Source organism: Kitasatospora sp. NPDC127121 (genome assembly GCF_042677305.1).
GTDB lineage: Bacteria > Actinomycetota > Actinomycetes > Streptomycetales > Streptomycetaceae > Kitasatospora.
This window is the reverse complement of the sequence record NZ_JBHXTQ010000032.1, coordinates 15,957-38,799: the sequence shown is the minus strand read 5'-3', so window position 1 is coordinate 38,799 and position 22,843 is coordinate 15,957. Positions and strand designations below refer to the sequence as shown.

The following is a 22,843-nucleotide window of genomic DNA, read 5'->3' as shown; positions in this document are numbered from 1 at the left end:
CGGTGTTCACCGCCCCCGACGGCACCCCCCGCCTCGCCACCAGCGGCGGCGACGAGACGGTGCGGATCTGGAACCCCGCCACCCGCACCCAGGACGGCGAGCTCGTCACCGGCCACACCGGCGGTGTCGAGGCGGTGGCGGTGTTCACCGCCCCCGACGGCACCCCCCGCCTCGCCACCAGCGGGAACGACGAGACGGTGCGGATCTGGAACCCCGCCACCCGCACCCAGGACGGCGAGCTCGTCACCGGCCACACCGGATTCACTGGCGCGGTGAGGGCGGTGGCGGTGTTCACCGCGCCGGACGGCACCCCCCGCCTCGCCACCGGCAGCAGCAACGGGACGGTGCGGATCTGGAACCCCGCCACCCGCACCCAGGAGGGCGAAACCTTCACCGGCCACACCGACTGGCTGTACGGGGAGGCGGTGGCGGTGGCGGTGTTCACGGCCCCGGACGGCATTTCCCGCCTCGTCACCGGAGGCCTTGACGGGACAGTCCGGATCTGGAACCTGCATACCAGGACCGCACCCAAGCTACTCCTTGCAGATGCAGTTCACGAACTGACTGAACACCACGGGCTGCTCATCGCGGGAACCAATTCGGGCTACCTCGCGGTCGACATCTCGTCCGTACCTACCAACACGGCTTGATCGCCAGGACAGTTCCTAGCCGAACGACGTGGTGACGGTGTGGTGGAGCCGGGCGATCTCGGCTTCCCAGTCGGGGACCGCGCGGGCGGGGACCAGGATGACGTGTTCGACGCCGACGTCCGCGAACTCGGCCAGGCGCTCGCGCAACGCCCGGTCGCCGCCGACGGCATAGACGTCGCGGCTGGTGCAGCCCTGCTTGTGGGCCGAGACCTCGGCGTCCAGCTCGCGCCGGAGCTCGGGGGTGTCGATGGCGGGCGGCACGTAGACGAGCTGCACCGCGCGGGTGATGTGCTCGGTGCGGCCGAGGTGCTGCCGCTCCTCGTCCAGGACCTTCAGGCGCCGGCGGTACTCGGCGGGGGTGATGAACGCGGGGACCCAGCCGTCCGCGAGGGCGGCGACGCGCCGTACGGTCCGCTCCCGGCCTCCGCCCAGCCAGACGGGCGGCACCCCGGTCGGGCCGCTGCCGCTGGCTTCCCCGGCGGACTCCCCGACGAGGCGGCGCAGGCGGCGCAGGATGTCCTCCAGGGCGGCGGCCGCCTCGGCGGGGTCCCGGATGAGGGCCTCGCGGGGGCCGCCGATGCCGAGCTGGGCGACGAACCGGCCGTTGGACCGCCGGTACAGGTCGGTCAGTTCGCGGACCACGGCGGAGGGTTCCAGGCCAGCGGCGACCAGGACGTGCGGACCGAAGACCAGCGCGGATGTCCGGTGGGCCACTTCCCGTGCCAGCTCAAGCGGCGGGGGCATGTCGTCCCCGTTGTTGTTGTAGAACCAGAACGAATCGAATCCGTACTGCTCCACCGCTTCGAGCAATTTCCACAAGTGGTCCCGCTTCACGTCATGGCGTAACGAGGTACCGAAACAGAAGCCGAATTGCAGACCCATGAGACCTCCCTGTCGAGATATTGCCTGCAAGGCACGGCCGCCTGCCGGGCAGGTGGTCGATGAATTGGCGAGAGCCAGCTGAATACCGACTTCAGGTCCGTGATCCACAGGATTTCCCGCTCCTGCCGGACCCTTTCGAACCGTGTCGAAATAAGGGGTGTCCGCTCGTCGCACGCACTCGATGACGCGGATCCGGTGCACCTTCGCCTGGAACGTACCACAGGGGTCAAGCCTTCGAGAAGTACGCCAATCCTGACCCGGGGCTGGTTTACCGAGCCATATAACATCCTTTAACCAACCTTCGCAAGGTCCACAGGTTTCACCCAAATCAACGGTGCGATTCGCCCCAAAGTGCACCCTGGCACCGGCCCCGAGGCGGCAGGAGCGCCGGCGGAAGCGCCGGATCCGGTGTCGGGAGAGGCGGACGCAGCCCTATGTCCAGAAAGTCGCCCTCCCCGCACCTGCGAGAATAAGACATTCCGTTTGGTCGTTCTTGAAAAATTCCCAGGGCACATACAGACTCGTTTCGTGAACGGACCCCGGCAGGCCGGAGGTCCGACCCGGGGCACCGATCCCCGATGGCGCCGACCGCACCTTCACGTACGCGCCCCCGGTTCCCCGCTCAATTCGCCGTCACCGGCATCCGCCCGCTCACGGGCGAACTCTTCGAGTTTTCAGAGCCCCATGCCCGGATGGCCGCACAGCGACATTCCTCCTCTCGACACCCCGCACTCGGACCACCGGCCGAGTGTCGCCAGCACGTACGGAAGGGGCAACCGAAGTGAACAGGAGCGACCTGGTTTCGGATTCGGGTCCGGCATCGGATGCCGAATTCGCATTCCCGCTCTCGGCCCCGGAGTTCGGCATCTGGCTCACCTGTCGGGACCAGCCGGAGTCCTTCAACATCCACCGCGTCTGGGAACTGCGCGGGCAGCTCGACGAGCAGGCCCTGAAGGGCGCCGTCGAGGAGACCGTCGCCCGGCACCCCGTGTTCGCCCGCCGGCTCGTCGACGAGGACGGCGTGCCCTCCTGGGTTCCCGGCGCGCCGCAGCCGCGATGGACCGCGGTGGACACGGCCGCCGTGGACACGGCCTCGGTGGACACGGCCGCGACGGCCGACGCCGCACCCTGGGCTCCCGTCGGGCGCCACCGGTTCGACCTGAGACGCGACTGCCCCGTCCGCGTCGACCTGTTCCGGCACCGACCGGACCACCATGTGCTCTCCCTCCTGGTGCACCACATCGCGTGCGACGGGGCGTCGCTGGAGAACCTGCTGGCGGACATCGGCGCCGCGTACAACGCCCGCACCACCGGCGGGCCCCCCTTCACACCGGAACCGGCACCGGCACCGCCCGCGGCAGCGGCCCCGCCCACGGCACCTGACCCGCCCGCGCCGGCGGAACCCTCCCGCTTCTGGCCCCTCGAACTGGCGGACGCCCAGTGGCCCGAGGCCCTGCCGCGCACCCCGGGCCCCCGGACAGCCGACGCCGACGTCCTGGTGCTCCCGCTGCCCCCGGACGAGGCCGACGCGGTGCGCGCGGCGGCCCGTCGCCTGCGCGTCACCCCGTACCTCATGGGACTCGCCGCCCTCTACGCGGCGTTCGCCACGCAGGGCAACGCCCCCGACGTCATGGTCGCCACGCCCTTCGCCTCCCGGACACCGGCCACCGTGTCGCTGGTCGGCTGCTTCGCGCGGATGGTCCCGCTGCGCCAGCGGTGGCCCTCGGGAGCCTCCGGCGCCGAGCTCTGCGACGGTGTGCGGCGGACCGTCGCCGAGGCGCTGTCCCACGCGCACGAGCCGATCCACGAGAGCGCGGACCTCTTCGACGCCGCAGCGCCCGGACTCACCGTCAGTTTCCAGCTGCGCGACCCCCTCCCGGGGCCGGCACTCGGCGGGCTCACCGTCCGCACGATGGAAGCGGTGCGTGAGCCGGCGGCGGCACCCGTCGCAGACACACCGGAGGCGCCCGGAGCGACTGAAGCGACTGAACCCCCAGGGACCCCTGAAGTCCCCGATGCCCGCGAAGCTCCCGGAGCCGCTCCCCCCGCCGAGCACCCCGGCGCGACGATCGGCCTCACTCGCTTCGACCTCGAATTCGACCTCTGCTTACGGGCGGACGACGCCTCGGTGACGGTGACGCGCCGGATGCGCGGCGGCACGACCAACGCGGCCGCCGCCGAACTGCTCGCCGTCTACCGCCGGGCCCTGCTCGCCGTCGCCCGCGACCCCGGGGCACCGCTGCCCCGCTCGACGAGCGCGGCGACGCCGTCCCTGATCGTCGCGCCGACCGATCCGTCGGAGCACGCACAACCCCTCATGGAGCGGTTCGACGCCTGGGTGCGCACACAACCTCAGCGGCCCGCGGTGCGGTGCGGCGACGACCTCCTCACCTTCGCCGGCCTGGACCGCGAGGTCGCCCGGCTCGCCGCCGCCCTGCGCCGCCACGGCGCGGGCCCGGGCACCGCGGTGGGCGTCCTGCGCGAGCGGGGCGTCGCCCTGGTCGCGTCCGTGCTGGCGGCGTGGCGGGTGCGGGCCCATGTCGTCGCCCTCGACCCCTCGCAGCCCGACTCCCGTCTCGCCTACGTCGTGGCGGACACCGGCACCCGTGTCGTGCTGTGCGACCCCGCGTCGCGCCACCGGCTCGACGCCTCGCTCACGATCGTCGACGAGACCCCGGACGCCGAGGCCCCGAACGCCGAGAACGCGCACACCGAAGACGCCCGCGACGCCCGCCCCCACGATCTGGCGTACGTCCTGCACACCTCGGGCACCACCGGCCGCCCCAAGGGCGTCATGGTCGAGCACCGGGGCCTCGCCGTCCTCGTCGACGCGCAGCCGGCCGGAGCCGCCGCCGCCCGGGTCGGCGTCACCGCCGCCGTCTCCTTCGACGTCTTCTTCCAGCAGCTCCTCTACCTCTTCCGGGGCAGCTGCCTGGTGGTGGCCGACCAGGCCACGTACCGCGATCCGCAGGCGCTGGTGGAGTGGGTCGAACGCAACGACGTGCGCCTGCTCAGCACCTCGCCGTCGATGTTCGCCGCCATGCGCCCCTTCGGAGTCGAGGAGATGTTCCAACGCACGGGCCTGGAGCTGGACTTCGGGGGCGAGGCGGTCGACGCCACGACCTGGCGCAGGCTGCGCGAGCTGGGTGTCAGGGGATCCAACGGCTACGGTCCGACCGAGGTCACGATCCAGACCACGTGGTGCGGTTTCGACGAGTACGGGATCCCCAGCATCGGCCGGCCCCTCGACGGCACCTCTGCCTACGTCCTGGGCGCCGACCTCCGCCCCGTGCCGGTCGGTTCCCGCGGCGAGCTGTACCTCGCGGGGCCGCTGGTCACCCGCGGCTACCTCAACGCGCCCGCGCTCACGGCCGAGCGCTACCTCCCGGACCCCTTCGCCCCGGCACCCGGCGCCCGGATGTACCGCACGGGGGACCGCGTCACCCTCGGTGCCGACGGACACCTGATCTACCACGGCCGGACCGACCACCAGCTGAAGGTGCGCGGCCAGCGGGTCGACCCGTACGAGGTGGAGGAGGTGCTGCGCGCCGCGCCGGGCGTCCAGGACGCCTACGTGGCCCGCCGGGGCCCGACCGGGACGGCGGGGCTCCTCGCCTGGGTCACCCCCCGCGGCCCCGGGCCGGTTCCGGTGCCGGGGGAGCTCCGCGGCCTCGCGGCCCGGCGGCTGGCGCCCGCCGCGGTGCCCGCGCACATCGAGGTCGTCGACGCGTTCCCGCTCACGCTCAGCGGAAAGGTCGACGAGCGCGCCCTGCCCGTGCCCGCGCCCGTGCGGCCGCCGGACGGCGGCGCGGACCCCGTCGTCCGGCTCTGGGCGCTGACGCTCGGCCGCCCGCCCGCCTCGAACGGGGACAACTTCTTCTCCTGCGGCGGGAGTTCACTGGACGCGGCCCGGCTCGTCGCCGAGGTCAACCAGGAGTGCGGGGTGCGCGTCGACCTCGCCTCGTTCTTCGGCGACCCCACACCGGAAGGGCTGCGGCACCTGATCGCGCGGGCCGCGCCCGCCGGCGGCGAGGGCCCGTCCACGGCTGCGCCCGCCGGTCTGTCGGCCGCCCAGCGGCGGCTGTGGCTGCTGCACCGGGCGGAGCCGGACAGCCACGAGTTCACCGTGTACTGGGCGCTGCGGCTGAGCGGTCCCCTGGATCCCGCGCGCCTGCAGTCGGCCTGGCGCGACGTGCTCACCGCCCACCCCGAGACGCGGCTGCGGGTCATCGACGACGACGTGGCCCCCGGGCGCGGGCAGTGGCCCCTCACGGCGTTCACCGTGGGCGTACGGGACGTGCCCGGGCACGCCCTGGCGGAGCACCTGCGGCGCGTGGCCCACCGGCCCTTCGACCTGTTCGAGGAGCCCTTGGTCGAGCTGCGGGTGCTCAGGACCGGCCCCGAGGACCACGTGCTGGTCTTCGTCGGCCACCACCTCGTGCTCGACCGCCGCTCCACGGAACTGATCACCGAGCAGTTGCTGAGCCGGCTGGCCGGCGGCCCGGCGCTCCCGCCCGCCCCGGCGGGCGCCGTCCCCGGGCCGTCGCCCGCCGAGGCCGAACGGCTGCGCCGGTTCTGGGCCGAGGAGCTCGCCGGCGTCTGCGCCCACTCGCCGGTCGCCCTCGGCGGGCCCCGGCCGGGCCCGCACCGGCGCACCGCGGCGACGGTCGGCGTCCCGCTGGACGCGGCGCAGTGGCGGCGCGTGACGGAGGCGGCGCGGACGCATCGCACCACGGCCCTCGTCCTCGTCCTGTCGGCGTTCGCGGTCACGGCCGACCGGTACGGCGCGGCGGGCGACGTCCTGGTCGGTACCACCATGGACGTCCGACCGCCCGGCTTCAGCGAGGCCGTCGGCCTCTTCGTCAACCCCGTCCCGGTACGGCTGCGCCCCCGCCCCGGCGGCACCGCCGGCGAGGCGGTCGCCCAGGCGCACGCGGCCCTCCTGCGGGCGCACGCGCACCGCGCGCACCCCTTCGACGAACTCGTCCGGGAGCTCGGTCTGCGGGCCGGTCCGGGGCAGGCCCCCCTGTTCCAGGTGCTGGTCGACCATGAGCAGCCGGCCACGGCGACGGCCGCGCCGCCCGGCGTCCGCGCCCGCCCGGTGGAGATCCCGGCGGCCATCGCGAAGTACGACGTCGAGATCCTGCTCCGGGAGACCCCTGACGGCGCCCGGCTGGACGTGCTCCACCGCACCGACCGGTGGACGACGGACCAGGCCTGGCAGCTGGCCGAGCGGATCCGCGGGGCGCTGCTCGCGCTGGCCGCCGAGCCCTCCGCGCCGGCCGCGCTCCCCGTGGCGCTGGACCCGGGGCGCCTCCCCCTGGAGTGGGGGCGGGGCCCGGAGCCGTTCGCGCCGGTGGTCCCGGTGAGCGAGCTCGTCGCCCGGATCGCCCGGGAAACGCCGGAGCGGACCGCCGTGGTCGCCGGGGGCGAGCAGCTCACGTACGGGCGGCTGCGGGCCGACGCCCTGGACCTCGCCGCCCGGCTGACGGCCCGGGGCGCGGGCCGGGGCGCCCGGGTGGCGGTGCTGACCGAGCGGTCCGCGGGCCTGATGACCGCGCTGCTCGGCGTGCACTTCGCCGGTGCCGCGTACGTCCCGCTCGATCCCCGGCACCCCGACTCCCGCATGGCGGCGTGCCTGGCCGACTGCGGGGCCTCCGCCGTCGTCACCGACGCGGCCATGGCCGGGCGGGCGGCGTCGTTCGGGCTGCCGGTGCTTCTGCTGCCCTCGACAGCCGAGCCGACGGCCGACCGGAGCGCCGAGCCCGCCGTCCACCTCCCGCCCGGACCGCACGATCCCGCGTATGTCATCTACACCTCCGGGACGACCGGGCGGCCGAAGGGCGTGGTGATCGAGCACGGCACGCTGGCGGCCTCCACGGCCGCCCGCCGCACCGTCTATCCGGGGCGGCCGGTCTTCCTGCTGCTCTCGCCCGCGGCGTTCGACTCGGCCGCGGCCGGAATCTGGGGAACGCTGTCGGCCGGTGGCCGCCTGGTCGTCGCGAGCGACGACGAGGTCCGCGACCCCGAGGCCCTGGTCGCGCTGATCGCCCGGCACCAGGTCACCCGGCTGCTGTGCGTGCCCTCGCTCCACGCCCTGCTGCTCACCGCCGCCGACCGGGCCGGCCCCGACGCGGTGCGGAGCCTGCGCGAGGTCGTCACGGCCGGGGAGCCGCTCCCGGACGAGCTGCTGCGGCGCCACTTCGCCGTCCTGCCCCGGGTGGCGCTGGTCAACGAGTACGGGCCCACCGAGGCCACCGTCTGGGCGAGCTACCGCCGCTACCACGGGCCGGAGGCCGTCGACATCGGCGGCCCGGCGCCGGGGTACCGCCTCTACGTCCTGGACCACGCCCTGCGCCCCGTCCCCCCGGGGGTCGACGGCGAACTGTACGTCGGCGGCGCGGGCGTGGGCCGGGGGTACGTCGGCCGGCCCGCCGAGACGGCCGGTGCCTTCCTGCCCGACCCGTTCGGCGGCGAGCCGGGGGCCCGGATGTACCGCACCGGCGACCGGGTGCGGTGGCGGGCGCCGGAGGCGCTCGCCTTCGTCGGCCGGCTGGACCACCAGATCAAGGTCCGGGGCCATCGGGTGCAGCCCGCCGAGGTGGAGGCGGCGCTGCGCGGCGCCGAGGGCGTCCGGGAGGCGGCCGTGGTCGCCGACGGCGGCGCGCGCCTCGTCGGCTTCGTCACCGGCGGCGGGCAGCCGGAAGCCGTACGGCGCGAAGTCGCGGAGCTGCTGCCGGAGTTCATGGTCCCCGCCGCCGTCCACGGGCTGGAGCGGCTGCCCCTCACCCCCAACGGCAAGGTCGACCGACGGGCCCTGGAGCAGGAGGCGGACCGGCGCCGGGCCTCGGCGCTCGCCCGGCCCGCCGGGGACGTGTCGCCCGGGCACGCGGCGGTCACCGCGGCGTGGCGGGAGGTCCTGGGCGTCGTCGACGTTCCCGGCGACGTCAACTTCTTCGACCTCGGGGGGCATTCGCTGCTGGTGCCGGCGCTCCAGGAGGCCTTGCACCGGCACACCGGCGTCCGGCTACCGATCCTCGACCTCTTCCGCCACAGCACCGTCGCCGACCTCGCGGCCCGGCTGGCCCGACCGGCCGGCGCGACGACGGACACGCCGCCCGCCCCCGGGGCGGAACCACCGCCCTCAGCCGGGTCGTCCCGTCGCCGACGCGGCGACGCGGCCCGTACGCTCCGCGACCGCCGCGCCCAGGAGGCCGACCGATGAACCGCGACCGTTCCCTCGACATCGCCGTCACCGGCATGACGGGGCGCTTCCCCGGAGCGGCCGATCTGGCACAGCTGTGGCAGGCCCTGCGCGACGGGCGGGTGCTGACCCGGCGCCTGAGCCGGGAGGAGCTGGCGGCCCGTGGCGTCCCCGCGTCCCTCGCCAACGATCCGGCCTACGTCCCCGTCCACGGGCCGCTCGACGATGCCGACCGCTTCGACCACGAGTTCTTCGGCGTCAGCCCCCGCGAGGCCGGGCTGACGGACCCGCAGCACCGGCTGCTACTGGAATGCGCCTGGGCCGCCCTGGAGGACGCCGGCCACAGCGTCACGGCCGGCGACGGGCTGCGGACGGCGGTGTACGCGGCCGCCAGCGGCAGCGGTCATCTGCGGGCGCTCCTGGCCTCCGGTTCGCTGGCGCCCCCGGAGTTCGAGGAGGCGCTCCTCGTCAACGAACGCGACTTCCTCGCGACGCGCATCGCCTACAAACTGGGGCTGACCGGGCCCGCACTCACCGTCCTCACGGCCTGCTCCTCCTCGCTCGTCGCGGCCCACCTGGCCGTCCAGGCGCTGAACAACGGGGAGTGCGACCAGGCCCTGGTGCTCGCCGCGTCGGCCAACGCCCCCCAGGCGGGGCACCTGCCCATGGCCGGCGGAGTGATGTCGCTCAGCGGGCACTGCCGCCCCTTCGACGCGTCGGCGGACGGCACCCTCGGCGGCTCGGGGGCGCTGGGCGTCGTCCTGCGCCGCTACGAGGACGTGGCGGGCGGCCCGCTCCCCCTGCACGGAGTGCTGCTGGGTTCCGCCGTCAACAACGACGGCACCGCCAAGGCGGGCTTCCTCGCGCCGTCGGCGGCGGGCCAGGAGCAGGCGATCCGCGCCGCGCTCGCCGCCGCCGACGTCGACGCCGCGTCCGTCGGCTACCTGGAGAGCCACGGCACCGGCACCCGCGTCGGCGACCCCATCGAGTGGTCCGCCGCCTCGGCGGTGTACCGATCGCTGGGTGCCGCTCCCGGCAGCATCCCGGTCGGCGCGCTCAAGGCGACCATCGGCCACCTCGACGCCGCCGCCGGACTCGCCGGGCTGGTGAAGGCGCTGCTGGTGCTCCGGCACGGGTACGTGCCCGCGCTTCCCGGGCTGAGCCGGGCCAATCCGCTGCTGGAACGGGAGGACTCGCCGCTGTCCCTGCCCACCGAGGCCGGGCCGTGGCGGGGCCCGCAGCCGCGCCGGGCCGCGGTGAGCTCGTTCGGCGTGGGCGGGACCAACGTGCACATGCTGGTGGAGCAGCCTCCGGAGCCGGCCGCCGCGCCGCCCGCCCCGCCGACCGGGCGGGAACGGCTGGTGGTGCTCTCCGCGAAGGACCCGCGGGCCCTCGCCCGCATGCGGGAGCGGCTCGCCGCGCACCTGGAGGACGCCGAAGCCGCCCCCTCGCTGGCGGACGTCGGCCGGACCCTCACCCGGCGGGCGGAACTCCCGTACCGCTCCTCGGCGGTGGGCGCGAGCGTGGCCGAGGTCGTGGCGGCGCTGCGTGCCCCGGCCGAGGCGACACCGGCGACGGCGGCGCACCCCGCCCCGGCGCTGCTGCTCTTCCCGGGGCAGGGGACGCAGTTCCCCGGCATGGCGGCGCCCTTCGCCGCCGCCCTGCCCACGTTCGCCGACGCGCTGGACGCCTGCCTGGCCGCCTTCTCCCCCGGGCTCGCCCGCGAGGTCGACGAGGCGCTGCACGACGCCTCCTTCCCCGCCGAACGGCTCGCCCGGACGGCGCTCGCCCAGCCCGCGCTCTTCGCCGTCGAGTACGCCGCCGGGACGGCGCTGCTCGCCCTGGGCCTGGTGCCCTGCGCGCTGCTCGGGCACAGCCTGGGGGAGATCACGGCGGCGACCCTGGCCGGCGCCCTCGCCCTCGACACCGCGGCCCGTCTGGTGGCACGCCGGGCCCAGCTGATGCAGGACTGCGCCCCGGGCGCGATGGTCTCCCTGGCCTGCGGCGAGGCCGAGGCCCGGGCCCTGCTGGCCGAGACCGGCGCCGAGCTGGGCGTCGCGGCGGTCAACGCCGCCACGAGCACCGTGCTCGCCGGGCCCCCCGAGGCGGTGGCGGCCTTCCGGGAGCAGGTCGGCGACCGGTACGCGGCCAAGGTGCTGCGGTCGTCCCGCGCCTTCCACTCCCCGCTGATCGAACCGGCGGCCGACGCGCTGCGGGGCACACCGGCGGCCGCCGAGGTGCGCCCCGCCGTCCTGCCGTGGATCGAGAACACGGAGGGGCAGCTGCTGCCCGAGGGCTCGCTCACCGACCCCGGCCACTTCGCCCGGGCCGCCCGCCGGCCGGTGCGCTTCGCGGACGCGCTGGCGACGGCCCGGGCGAAGTTCCCCGACGCCGTCGCGGTCGAGGTGGGGCCCGGCCGGGTGCTGAGCGGCTTCGCGGAAGCCGCCGGGCTGCCCGCGATCCCGCTGCTGGGCTCCTCGCCGCCGGCCCCCGCCGCGCCCGCGCACGCCCCGGCCGCTTCCACCGCCCGCCCGGTGCTGTTGGCGATCGGCCGGCTGTGGTGCTCCGGCCTCCCCCTGGACCTCTCCCCGCTCCAGGCGCCGGGGCGCTCCGTCCCGCTGCCGACCTATCCGTTCCACGGCCCGCGCCATCCGGTGCCGGCCGCCCCGACGCCCGGACCACCGCCAGGACCACCCGCCCGGGCGGCCGTCGCCGACGCGGCCGAGCCCGTCGCGGACACCCCCGTCGCGGACACCCCCGTCGCGATCCTCCGCGCCCTGTGGGCCGAACAGCTGGGGGTGACCGACGTGCCCGACACGGCCGACTTCTTCCAGCTGGGCGGTGACTCGCTCACCGTGGCCCGGCTGGCGCGCGGGATGAGCCGCCGGTTCGGCGTCGACGTCCCCGTCGGCGAGCTGTTGCGGGCCCGGTCCATCGGGCTCCAGTACGCGCTGGTCGAGCGGTTGATCGCCCAGCAGATCCTCGACGAGGCCGGGGAGGAGCTCGGATGACCGCCTCGCCCCTCGACCGGCTCACCCCCGGGCAGCGCGCCGAACTGGCCGCCCGGCTCCAGGGGCGCAGCCCCTCGGCCGCGCCACCGGCGGCTTCCGTACCGGCACTCGCGCCTTCGGAACCGGCGCTCCCGTCCCGCCCGGAGGCCGTGGCCGGCAGCCACCCCCTCTCCGTCACCCAGTACCGGATGTGGCTCGCCGAACAGGCGTCGCCCGCCGCGTCGGCGGCCTACACCGTGCCCCTGGCCCTCCAGCTCGCGGGCCCGCTGGACATCGACCGGCTCCGCGTATGCCTGGACGCCCTCGCCGCCCGCCATCTGGCCCTGCGAACCCGTTTCGGCCAGGAGAACGGGGTGCCCCGGCAGCGCTTCGACCTGCCCGCCCGCATCCCGCTGGAGATACGGGAACTGCCCGCGGGAGCGCCGGAGCGGGACCAGGCACTCGACGCCGAGGCGGCGCGCCCGTTCCGCCTGGACCGGCCCCCGTACGTCCGCGCCGTCCTGCTGGCCCAGGGGCCGCAGCAGCACACCCTCCTCCTGACCTTCCACCACGCCGTCTGCGACGGATGGTCGTTGGGAGTGCTGATCGACGACCTGCTGGACACGTACGCCGCCGGGGACGGCCCCGGTTCCACCCGTCCCGCGCCGGGCGCCCAGCACCTCGACTACGTCCACTGGGAGCAGTCGCCGGACGGACGGGCCGCGCTGGCCGCCCACGCCGCCCACTGGGCCCGCTCCAGCGGCCGCGCCGACGACGGAGCCGACGACGGGGCCGAACTCCCCTTCGCCGTCGACCCGGCCAGCACGGAGCAGGCCGTCACGCAGCAGGCCACCGCGCAGCAGACCGCCCGGATGCCGCACGCCGAGCTGGCGCTGCCCCCGGACCTCACCCGGCAGGTCCACGCGTTCGCCCGGCGGCGCGCCTGCACGGCGCACGCGGTGTGGCTCGCCGCGTTCGCGGCCACCTGGAGCGCGGTCACCGGCACCCGGACGGCCTCCGTGAGCGTTCCCACCGCCAACCGGGCGGCGGAGCGCTACGACCTCACCGTGGGCGCCTTCGTCTCCGCGATGCCCCTCGCCCTGCCCCTGCCCCCCGCGCTGGGCTTCGCCGCGCTGGCCCGGCGGACCGGCGAGCAGCTCCTGACCGGCTCGCAGCACCCGACCCTCCCCCTGACCTCCGACGACACCGCCGTGCCCGTACCCGCCGCCGCCTTCGTCCTGACCCACGAGGACAACCGGCCGCGCCCGGCCGGCCCCCTCACGGTCACCCCCCTGCCGGTGCGCGTCCAGGGCGACCAGGGCGCGCTGACCGTGCAGCTCACGGAACACGCCGACACCGCCGCCATCCGGCTGACCGGCTCCCCGCAGCACTACACCGACGCGGCCCTCGCCCGGCTCGGGCAGGCCTACCGACGCTGCCTCGCCTCCGTACTCGCCGCCCCCGACGCGCCGCTGGCCGCCCTGGACGCACGCGACCCGGCCGAGCGCGCGACCATAGCGGCCGCCTCGACGGCGCCGCCCGCGGCCGGGGCCCGCCTGCCCTACGACGCCTTCGCGGACTGGGCGCGGCGCACCCCCGAGGCGTTCGCCGTCCGGGACGCCGCCGACGGCCACCTCACCTACCGGGCGCTGCACGAGCGCACCGAGCGCGCGGCGGCCCACCTCGCCCTGGCCGGGGTCGGCCCCGGCTCCGCGGTGGCCCTGGACGTACCGGCGGGCGCCGACTATCCGACGCTGGCCCTGGCGGTCTGGCGGCTCGGCGGCTGGATCATCGCGCTGCGCCCCGACGACCCCGCGGAACGCCGCCGCGCCCTGCTGCGCAGCGCCCGGGCGGACTTCCTCGTCCGCACGGCCGACGGCCCCGGGCACGACGCCGACGGCCCCGATGCCAACGAGGACCGTACCGACGGGGACCACGCCACCGAGGACCGTGCCACCGAGGACCGTGCCACCGGGCACGACGCCGACGGCGGCCCGCCGGGGAGGGCCCTGCGGACGATCAGGCTCCCCCGAGGGGGCGCGCGGGAGCTCCCGGCCACCGGCACGGCGGTGCCGCCCGTGGCCCGCACGGGCCCGCAGGACCTGGCCTACGCGGTGTTCACCTCCGGCACGACCGGTACGCCCAAGTGCGTCCCGGTGCCGCTGGGGGCGCTGGCCAACGAACTCGCCTGGCGCCGCGAGGCGATCGGCCTCGCCGCCCCCGACCGGGTGCTCCAGACCATTCCCCTGGTCTTCGACCCGTCGCTGTGGCAGTGCTTCGGACCGCTGGTCGCCGGGGCCGGCGTGGTCTTCCCCGGCGTCGACCTCGGGGCGCATCCGGCCTCCCTGGTGGAGGCCGCCCTGGAGTACTGCGCGACCGTGGTCGACGTCGTCCCGTCCCTGCTCGCGGCCCTGGACGACGAGGATCTGCGCCGGCTGCCGGCCCGGGTCGTCTTCTGCGGCGGGGAGGCGCTGCCCTCGGCGCAGGCCGACCGCTACCTGCGTGTCGGCCGCGGTGAACTGCGCAACCAGTACGGGCCGTCCGAGACCTGCATCGACGCCACCTCGTACCGGTGCACGGCGGGGGCCGAGGGCGGCACCGCCCCCGTGGGCCACCCCGTCTCCGGCGTGCGCCTGCACATCCTCGACGGCGCGCTGCGTCCGGTGCCGATCGGGGTCACCGGCGAGCTGTACATCGGCGGCACCGGGGTGGCACGAGGCTACCGGGACCGTCCGGCCGAAACGGCGGCCCGGTTCCTGCCCGACCCGGCCGGTCCCCCGGGCTCGCGGATGTACCGCACCGGGGACCGGGTGCGGTGGAACGCCGACGGGAGCGTGCAGTTCGTCGGCCGCAGCGACAACCAGGTCAAGGTGCGCGGCCACCGGGTGGAGCTGGAGGAGGTGGACCGGCACGTCGTGGACGCGCCGGGGGTGCGGGAGGCGGCGACCGTCGTCGTCGGGGAACGCGTCAGCCGCCTGGTGGGCTTCGTCACCGGCGAGCCCGCCCCGGACCCGGCGGCGGTGCGCGCCCATCTGGCCCGTACCCTCCCGCCGTACATGGTGCCCGGCGAGATCCGGGTGCTCCCGCGGCTGCCGGTGACCGCCAACGGCAAGGCGGACCGCCGCGCGCTGCTGGCCATGGTGCGCTCCGCGCGCACGGCGGACGGCCCCGCCGCCGCCCACGACCGGGTGGCCGCCGCCGTGGTGGAGGCGTTCGCGGCGGCGCTCGACCGGCCGTCGGCCACCCTGGACGACCATCTCTACGACCTCGGCGGCGCGTCGCTGGGGGCCGCCCGGATCGCCTCCGTGCTGAGCCGGCGCCTCGGGGTGGAGGTCCCCGTGCGCACCGTCCTGACGCATCCGCTGGCCGTCGAACTCGCCACCGAGGTCAGGACGTTGCTCGCCGCCGCGCGGCCGCTTCCCGCCGACGGCGCCGGAGCCGACGCGTCCCAGACGCCCGAACAGCTCCGGGTGGCCCAGCAGGAACGGGCCCTCGGACACCCCGCTCCCCCGATTCCGCTGCTGCTCAGGCTCGATGCCCCCGTGGATCCGCAGGACGTGGAGCGGGCGGTCCGCGCACTGGTCGCCCGGCACGAGGCCCTACAACCGACAGCCCCGCAGGCGACACCGGGGGCCGCCGGAACGGGACAGCACGACGCGTGGCAGCCCTGCCCCGTGGCCCCGCTGCCGGACCGGCCCGCCCTGGTCCACTGGGACACCGCACTGGTCGAGCGGCCGCTGCCCGCAGGATCACCGGGGCTGGAGGTCGTCCTGCTGACCGGGGAGGACGGCACCGTCCGGCACCTGCTGCTGAGGCTCGCCCGCCACCGGGGCGACGGCGCCTCCGTGGGCATCCTCGCCGACGAGCTCCTCGCCCTGCTCGCCGGACGCGACCTGCCCCGACCGGCCCCGCGCTACAGCGACTACGCCCGCGCCAGGGCCGTCCGCCGCACGGCCCGGCGCGCCGAGCTGGAACGGTACTGGCGCACCAGCCTGGGCCCGGTTCCCCCGGACCCGTTCGCCGAGCGCCGCACCGGCCCGAGGACCTTCCGCAACCACGGGGTGCGGAAGGTCCTCCCCGCCGACGCGTACGCACGCCTCCAGCAGGCGGGCCGGACGGCGGGGACGACCACCACGGCCGCCTTCCTCGACCTGCTCGGCCGGATCGTCTCCCGGATGTCGGGCGGCACGTCCACGGTGATCGGCATGCCGGTCTCCCACCGCTCGGCGGCCACCGAGGAATCGCTCGTCGGCCGCGCCGTCGACCTGCTGCCGGTGGTGCTCGGCGCCACCGGGGCCGGCCACGCCCACCGGGCGCTGCTGTCCGCCCTGGACCACGCCGACCTGCCGCTGCTGCACATCGCCGAGCTCGCCGATCCGGTCGACCCCGCGGTCCGGCCGCCGGTCTGCGCGGCCGGGCTGGTCGTCCACGGGCCGGAGGAGAACCCGGCCGTGGTGCCGGACGACCTGCCCCACGACACCGTGCCCGAGCACTGGGCGGACCTCGACCTCGTCCTCCACGTGCAACCGGCCCGCTCGGGAGGGTGTTCGGTGCTCCTGACCGGAGCCGTCGGCCTCTTCCCGCAGGCCGAGCTGCGCGGGCACCTCGCCCGGGCCCTGGCGGAGCTCGAACCCGACCAGAGCTGAGCTACGCCCCAGCCGCACCTCCCGCGCGGTGCGCCCGTCGCGCCCGTGCCCCGACCGCCCGCTCTCCGGCACATCCGACACATCCGACACAAGGGGAAAAGTCATGGACGAAGAGCAGAAGTACCTGTTCGACCTGCGCGGCTACCTGGTCCTGGAGGACGTCCTCTCCGCGCGGGAACTCGCCGCCGTCAACGCCGCCCTCGACGGCCACGGCCTGTGGGAGGGCGAGAACAAGCTCGGATACCCGCTGCTCAAGCGGTACAACCCGTTCATCGCCAACGCCGGCCCGCTCCACACCACCCCGCGCCCGGTGCGCGACCTGATCAGCCACGAGAAGGTGCTGCCGCACCTGGAGGAGGTGCTCGGCGCCGACCTGCGCTACGACGAGGGCCAGGTGCTCTACGCCCGCAAGGGCGCCGGAGCGCTGATCCTGCACAACGGCAACACCCCGTGGGAGTACCCGCCGCTGACCTACCAGGTCCGCGACGGCCGGATCTACGGCGGACACCTGATCGTCGCGTTCTGCCTCACCGACGCCCTCGCCGACCAGGGCGGCTTCGCGGTGGTCCCCGGCAGCCACAAGTCGGCCTTCGAGATCCCGGAGGACTTCCAGACCTGGCAGAAGGTCGGCGACTGGGTCTCCCGCGTCCCGGTCAGGGCCGGCTCGGTGGTCCTCTTCGCGGACACCGCCACCCACGGCAGCTGGCCCTGGGCCGCCGACTTCGAACGCCGGGTCGTCTTCTGCCGCTACACCGCGGGCATGGTGCAGCACACCGCTCCCGCGCCCGTGCCCGAGGACCTCCCGGGCGAGGAGTGGACCCCGGTCGAACGCCGGCTGCTCCGCCCGCCGTTCGCCTGGCACTTCCACGACCGGGGCAGGGGCTACACGGAGCAGCAGCGCACCTCCGTGCGCACCGCCGAGGGCTGGACGATGAACGACCACTCCCAGCAGATCATCACGCTCGCGGAAGACGCGGAAGAGTCCGCCGAGGGGCGGGGTTAGCCATGGCGAGCATCACCGTGAGTTCGGTCGGCTACGAGGAGTTCGACCAGGAGCTCGGCAGCGACCCCCTGGGGCTGATGACACGGCTGCGCGACGAGGGGACGGTCAGCGCCGTCCCGCTGGACGACGGCACGCGGCTGATCGTCGCGGCGGAACCCGCCGTCGCCGCCGCGGCCCTCGCCCACGGCACCCGCAACCACCGCGGGCTGCTGCGCGAACTGGTGGGCAGCGGACTGTTCGTGGTCGCCTCCGGGGAGCAGTGGCGCCACCGCCGCGCCCTGCTGCGCCCGATGTTCTCGGCCCGGGCCGTGGCCGAGTTGCACACCCTGGTGCTGGAGAGCACGGAGGACTTCGTCCGCCGTCGGCTGCTGCCCGGGGCGGGCCGCGAGTTCGACCTCGGACACACCCTCCAGCAGCTGAGCATCGAGATCATCCTCCGGCTCGTGGACCCGGAGCTGACCGGCGCCGAACTGGCCTCCCTGGCCTCGACGGTGGACACGGCCGTCCACTACCTGGACCGGCGGCTGTTCGCCCCGGAGACCGTCACCGACGCGGACGGCGAGGCGTTCGCCCGGGACAGGGCGGTGCTGGAGGAGTTCATCGCGCACCGGGCGGCCCAGGCGCCCGCGCCGGCCACGGCCGACGGGGTCCTGCCGTCGCTCGTCGCCGCCCTGCACCAGCGGGGGGACACGCTCGGCGACCGCCCCGAGGACGTGCTGCGCGAGGAACTGATGTCGATCTTCGTGGCCGGCGTGGAGACCATGGGCACCCTGCTCACCTGGACCTTCCACAACCTGGCCGGCTCTCCCCCGGCCCTGGCCCGCACCCTCGACGAGGTCCACTCCACCGACCTCCGCTCCCTGCGCGCCGCGCCGTCGATCCCCCAGGGAACCTTGCCGTACACGCTGGCGGTGGTCGAGGAATCGCTGCGGCTGCACCCGCCCGCGTGGGCGCTGTTCCGCCGCATCGACACCCCCGTCGAGGCGGCCGGCGTTCGGCTGGAGCCCGGCGACCTCGTCCTGGCCAGCACCTACGCCATCCACCGCGCCCCGGCCCTGTGGGAGGCGCCCGAGGAGTTCCGTCCGGAGCGCTTCCTGGGCCGGCGCCCGCCCGTCCAGCAGTACTTCCCCTTCGGGGCCGGGCCCCACCAGTGCCTGGGGCGGCAGTTCTCGCTGCTGGAGGCGCAGCTCGCCACGGCGACGATCCTCGCGCACGGCCGGTTCACCCTGCTGGGCGACCGGGCCGCGACCGGGCTGCGACCGGCCATCGCCCTGACCCCGGACCCCAGCCCGCGCGCCGTGTTCACCCCGCACCCCGGCCCCGGCACCGGCCCGTACCCCGGCACCGGAACCGGCACCGCAACCACCGGCCTCGGCAACGCCCGCAAGCACCCCTCGGGGGCACGATGACGACCGCGCCGCACGCCCGGATCGAGCAGTGCTTCACCGCCGTGGCCGAGGCGTTCCCCGAGCGCGTGGCGTTGGCCGACCGGTACGGCGAGGTCCGCTACGGGGAGCTCCTGACGCGGGCGCGCGCCGCGGCGGCGTCACTCCGGGCGAAGGGCGTCGACTCCGGTGCCGCCGTGCTGATCGTCGGGCACGGCGACCAGCGGACCGTCCTCGCCATGCTGGCCGTCCTGATGGCGGGCGGCTGCTACGTGCCGGTGGACCCCCGGTACCCGGCGGACCGCGTCCGGCTCATGGCCGGCACGGCCCGGGCGGCCCTGGCCCTGCACGCCGACCGCCCACCGGTGGCGGACCTGGGCATCCCCGTGCACGACATCCCCTCCCTCTTCACGGAGCGGACCACCAAGGCGGTGCCGTCCGCACCGGCCGGCCCCGACGACCTGGCCTGCATCATGTTCACCTCCGGCACCACGGGAGCCCCCAAGGCCGTGGGCGTCACCCACCGGGGGATCACCGGGCTGGCGCTCGGGGCGGAGTCCCTGCGGCTGGGCCCCGGCGACGGCGTGCTCCTGCACTCCACCCTCGCCTTCGACGCGTCCACGTTCGAGATCTGGTCCCCGCTGCTGGCCGGGGCCCGGATCACGGCCGCGGACCACCACCCCCTCGCACTCCACGAACTGGCCGCCCTGCTGGCCCGGCCGCAGATCACCACGGCCTGGCTGACGGCCCCGCTCTTCCGCCTCATGGCCACCCACCACGGCCCGGCGCTGGGCACCCTGCGCACCCTCGTCACCGGCGGTGACACCGTCCCGGCCGGCACCGCGCGCTCCTTCACCGCCGCCCACCCCGCCACCCGGCTGGTCAACGGCTACGGCCCGACCGAGAACACCACCTTCAGCACCCTGGGGGACGCCGCCGCGTGGGACCGCGAGCACTCCGCCGCGTTCCCCATCGGCGCCGCCATCGCGGGAACGACGTGCCACGTCCTCGACGAACGGCTGCGGCCCGTCGCCCCGGGCGCGGAGGGCGAGCTCTACCTCGGCGGCCCCCGGCTCGCCCGCGGCTACCTGCACGACCCCGCCGCGACCGCCGCGCGGTTCGTGCCCGACCCCTTCTCCGCCCGGCCCGGTGCCCGCATGTACCGCACCGGTGACCGCGTACGCCACCTCCCCGACGGCGCCCTGGACTTCCTCGGGCGCGCCGACGACGAGGTGAAGGTCAGGGGCTTCCGCACCGATCCGGCGGAGGCGGCGGCGGTCCTCGCCGCCGACCCCGCCGTCGACGACGCCGCCGTCATCGCCGGCACCGGGCCCGACGGCGCCGTCCTGACCGCCTTCCTCACCCCGGCGTCCGTCGACACCGACGCGGTGCGCCGGGGCGCGTGGCAGCGGGCCCCGCGCCATCTGGTGGCCGAGCGGATCATCGCGGTCGACGCCCTTCCGCTGGGGCCCACCGGAAAGGTGGACCGCGCCGCCCTCGCCCGCCTCGCGGACGACGCGGACGCCCGGACGCACGACGCGCCCGACACCGCCGCCCCGGGCCACCCCGCACTCGCCGCGGCCTGGGAGTCCCAGACGGGGCACCGCCCGCTGCCCGACTCCGACTTCTTCGCCGACGGCGGCACCTCCCTGGGGCTGATGCGCCTGGTCGAGCAGGTGCGCACCCAGCTCGGACCGACCCTCGACTTCGCCCAGCTCTACGCCGCTCCCACGTACGCCGATCTGTGCCGGCTGACCGCCCCGAGCACCACCCCGGCACCCCCCGGCGACCGAGCACAGGAGGCCGTCGCATGACGCAGGTGATGCAGGATCAGGACAATGATCTGGCCAGAATGGACGGCCTGTGGATCCGGGTGATCGAACCCCAGTCACCCGCCCGGCACGCCCGGGACTTCGCCCAGGTCCACACCTGGCTGCGCCAGTACATCGGCCGGCCCCACGACGAGATCGGCCGCACCGGGCCGGTCTGCCCCTTCATCCCGCCCGCCCTCAGCGGCAAGGACGCCCAGTTCAGCTTCCGCTACGACATCACCGGGGAGGACGCGCGGCAGCTGCGCGAGGCCCTGGAGGCGGAGATGTCCACGTTCGCCCTCGGCACCGAGCGCAGCCGCACCCACACCGGAGCCTCCCTCGACTGCCGCATCGTGGTGCTGCCGGCCACCGGGCCGGAGGGCTGGCAGGTCCTCGACGAGGCGTACGAGGGCCTGAAGAACAGCGCGGTCGCCCACGGGCTGATGGTCGGTCAGTTCCACCCGCACTGCGACGAACGGGCCGTGCGCAACCCGCTCTTCCCCGTCTCCGTGGCCCCCGTCGGCCTGTTCGCGATCCGCCGGATGGCGCCCCACGATGTGCTCTTCTTGTACAAGCACCGCGCCTGGTTCAGGATTTACGATCAGAACTTCCGCGCCCACTACGAACGGGGCCGCGTACGCGACCCGCTCCTGCGCGAGTTGTACGTGACCGCTGTGGAACGTCACGGCCTGCCCGAGCTCGCCCCGAAGGCAAAGGAGAACGACGCGCCGTGACCGAGGACCAGTACCACGTCGTCGTCAACCACGAGGAGCAGTACTCGATCTGGCCCACCTACCACGACGTCCCCCAGGGGTGGCGGACGGTGGGCGAGCCGGCGTCCCGCGAGGACTGCCTGCGCAGGATCGAGGAGGAGTGGGACGACATGACCCCGAAGTCCGCCCGGCGCCAGGCGGGCCCCGCCGCACCGGTCCCCGCGGGCCCGGCCGGCTCCCCGGGGTCCCCGTGACCGACACGCTTCCCACGGTCGCCGTCGTCTACGGCAGGGGGTCGGCGGGGCCGGCCGAGATCCTCGGCGCCGCCCGCGGCCTGTGCGACGTGGTCTTCGTCTGCGACCCGGCGGTACCGGGCGTGGCGCCGCTGCTCGCGGGGATGCGCCGACGGGCCCGGGTCTGCGAGATCAGCGGACACGACACCCCCGCCGCCGAACTGCTGCGCGGGCACGGCCCGGTGGGCATCGTCACCTTCAGCGAGTACTGCCTCGCCGGCACCGCGCGGCTCGCCGAGGCCCTCGGCCTGCCCTACCACCGGCCGGACACCGTCCGGCTGCTCACCGACAAGGCCGACCAGCGCGCGGCGTTCGCGGCGGCGGGGGTCGACCACACCCCGAGCGTCGTGGTGCGGTCCGCCGCCGAGGTCGACGCCGCCGTGGCCCGTCTGGGCTACCCCGTGGTGCTCAAACCCCGTACCGGGGCGGGCAGCCAGGACACCGTACGGCTGGCGGACCGCGAGCAGCAGCGGCGCGCCCTGGCCGACGTCGGCCTCGCCCCCGGGCGTGACGAGCCGGCGGGCCCGCACGGCGCCCCGCGTGACTTCGTCGTGGAGAAGTACCTGCCCGGCGACCCTGCGGTGGCCGGACCGGACTGGGGGGACTACGTCTCCGTCGAGGCCGTCGTGCAGCACGCGGAGGTCACGACCCTCTGCGTCACCGGCAAGTTCGCCCTGGCGGACCCGCTCCGGGAGACCGGGCTGTTCCTGCCCGCCACCCTCACGCCCGCTGTGGAAAAGGACGCCGCCGAACTCGCCGCGGCCGCGGTCCGGGCCCTCGGCGTGACGACCGGGGTGACCCACACGGAGGTGAAGCTCACCCCGGACGGCCCCCGCGTCATCGAGGTCAACGGACGCGTCGGCGGGCGCGCCGTGGGCCTGCTGGACCGGGCGCTGGGCATCGATCTGCTCGCCCTCGCCTTCGCGTTGGCCCTGGAACGCACCGTCGAGCCCGTCACGGCCCCCCGGCCGGCGGCGGTGACCTTCGAGTACTTCATCGTGCCACCGCGCACGGTCGGCACCGTCCGGGCGATCGACGGCGCCGACGCCGTACGGGCCCTCCCCGGCGTCGGCGAGGTCGACGTGGCGACGGCCCCGGGGCAGCCCGTCGACTGGCGCCACCCCGCACAGCGCCTGGCGTTCGTCCGGGGCACCGTCGCCACCCATGACGAGCTGCTCCGGCTCATCACATCCGTCCATGACAGATTCCACCTGGAGTTCGCACCCCAGTGAAGAGAACGTTCCCCACCACAGGCCGGCCGCGCAC

At 75.5% G+C, this 22,843-nt stretch carries 11 protein-coding genes; 10 read left to right on the top strand and 1 reads right to left on the bottom strand.

The annotated features are described in order from the left end of the window. A partial coding sequence (locus tag ACFVHI_RS17905) for a WD40 repeat domain-containing protein (protein WP_380340353.1) occupies positions 1-650 on the top strand: 650 nt, incomplete at its 5' end. Between the two features lie 15 nt (positions 651-665). Here the strand turns inward: ACFVHI_RS17905 and ACFVHI_RS17900 are convergent. After that, a complete protein-coding gene (locus ACFVHI_RS17900; protein ID WP_380340350.1) occupies positions 666-1,532 on the bottom strand; it encodes an LLM class flavin-dependent oxidoreductase in 867 nt (288 codons plus the stop codon). Positions 1,533-2,313: 781 nt separating this feature from the next. Between ACFVHI_RS17900 and ACFVHI_RS17895 the strand changes: the two genes are divergently transcribed. From ACFVHI_RS17895 to ACFVHI_RS17855, 9 genes are all read left to right on the top strand, one after another. Further along, on the top strand, positions 2,314-8,757 hold the full coding sequence (locus ACFVHI_RS17895; protein ID WP_380340347.1) for an amino acid adenylation domain-containing protein: 6,444 nt from the start codon (positions 2,314-2,316) through the stop codon (positions 8,755-8,757). Continuing rightward, positions 8,754-11,747 carry a type I polyketide synthase gene (locus ACFVHI_RS17890; protein WP_380340344.1) on the top strand — a complete coding sequence of 998 codons (2,994 nt, stop codon included), beginning with the start codon at positions 8,754-8,756 and terminating at the stop codon, positions 11,745-11,747. Before ACFVHI_RS17895 ends, ACFVHI_RS17890 begins: the two co-directional genes overlap by 4 nt. Beyond that, positions 11,744-16,372 carry an amino acid adenylation domain-containing protein gene (locus ACFVHI_RS17885; RefSeq protein ID WP_380340341.1) on the top strand — a complete coding sequence of 1,543 codons (4,629 nt, stop codon included), beginning with the start codon at positions 11,744-11,746 and terminating at the stop codon, positions 16,370-16,372. The genes ACFVHI_RS17890 and ACFVHI_RS17885 overlap by 4 nt, the downstream gene beginning before the upstream one ends. 103 nt (positions 16,373-16,475) lie before the next feature. Next, positions 16,476-17,375 carry a phytanoyl-CoA dioxygenase family protein gene (locus ACFVHI_RS17880; RefSeq protein WP_063352189.1) on the top strand — a complete coding sequence of 300 codons (900 nt, stop codon included), beginning with the start codon at positions 16,476-16,478 and terminating at the stop codon, positions 17,373-17,375. Between the two features lie 2 nt (positions 17,376-17,377). Further along, positions 17,378-18,784: a cytochrome P450 gene (locus tag ACFVHI_RS17875; RefSeq protein WP_380340337.1), complete on the top strand. Its 1,407-nt coding sequence runs from the start codon at positions 17,378-17,380 to the stop codon at positions 18,782-18,784. Then, a complete protein-coding gene (locus ACFVHI_RS17870) occupies positions 18,781-20,574 on the top strand; it encodes a non-ribosomal peptide synthetase (protein WP_380340334.1) in 1,794 nt (597 codons plus the stop codon). The genes ACFVHI_RS17875 and ACFVHI_RS17870 overlap by 4 nt, the downstream gene beginning before the upstream one ends. Continuing rightward, positions 20,571-21,305 carry a DUF6875 domain-containing protein gene (locus tag ACFVHI_RS17865; protein WP_380340331.1) on the top strand — a complete coding sequence of 245 codons (735 nt, stop codon included), beginning with the start codon at positions 20,571-20,573 and terminating at the stop codon, positions 21,303-21,305. Before ACFVHI_RS17870 ends, ACFVHI_RS17865 begins: the two co-directional genes overlap by 4 nt. Beyond that, entirely contained in the window at positions 21,302-21,538 is a 237-nt protein-coding gene (locus ACFVHI_RS17860; RefSeq protein WP_380340328.1) for an MbtH family protein, read from the top strand. Before ACFVHI_RS17865 ends, ACFVHI_RS17860 begins: the two co-directional genes overlap by 4 nt. Beyond that, entirely contained in the window at positions 21,535-22,809 is a 1,275-nt protein-coding gene (locus tag ACFVHI_RS17855) for an ATP-grasp domain-containing protein (RefSeq protein WP_380340325.1), read from the top strand. The genes ACFVHI_RS17860 and ACFVHI_RS17855 overlap by 4 nt, the downstream gene beginning before the upstream one ends. The last annotated feature ends 34 nt before the right edge of the window (positions 22,810-22,843 follow it).

Bases quoted from the DNA above. Each gene is read 5' to 3' on its own strand.
- ACFVHI_RS17900 (WP_380340350.1), bottom strand. From the start codon at position 1,532: ATGGGTCTGCAATTCGGCTTCTGTTTCGGTACCTCGTTACGCCATGAC.
- ACFVHI_RS17890 (WP_380340344.1), top strand. From the start codon at position 8,754: ATGAACCGCGACCGTTCCCTCGACATCGCCGTCACCGGCATGACGGGG.
- ACFVHI_RS17885 (WP_380340341.1), top strand. From the start codon at position 11,744: ATGACCGCCTCGCCCCTCGACCGGCTCACCCCCGGGCAGCGCGCCGAA.
- ACFVHI_RS17880 (WP_063352189.1), top strand. From the start codon at position 16,476: ATGGACGAAGAGCAGAAGTACCTGTTCGACCTGCGCGGCTACCTGGTC.
- ACFVHI_RS17875 (WP_380340337.1), top strand. From the start codon at position 17,378: ATGGCGAGCATCACCGTGAGTTCGGTCGGCTACGAGGAGTTCGACCAG.
- ACFVHI_RS17870 (WP_380340334.1), top strand. From the start codon at position 18,781: ATGACGACCGCGCCGCACGCCCGGATCGAGCAGTGCTTCACCGCCGTG.
- ACFVHI_RS17865 (WP_380340331.1), top strand. From the start codon at position 20,571: ATGACGCAGGTGATGCAGGATCAGGACAATGATCTGGCCAGAATGGAC.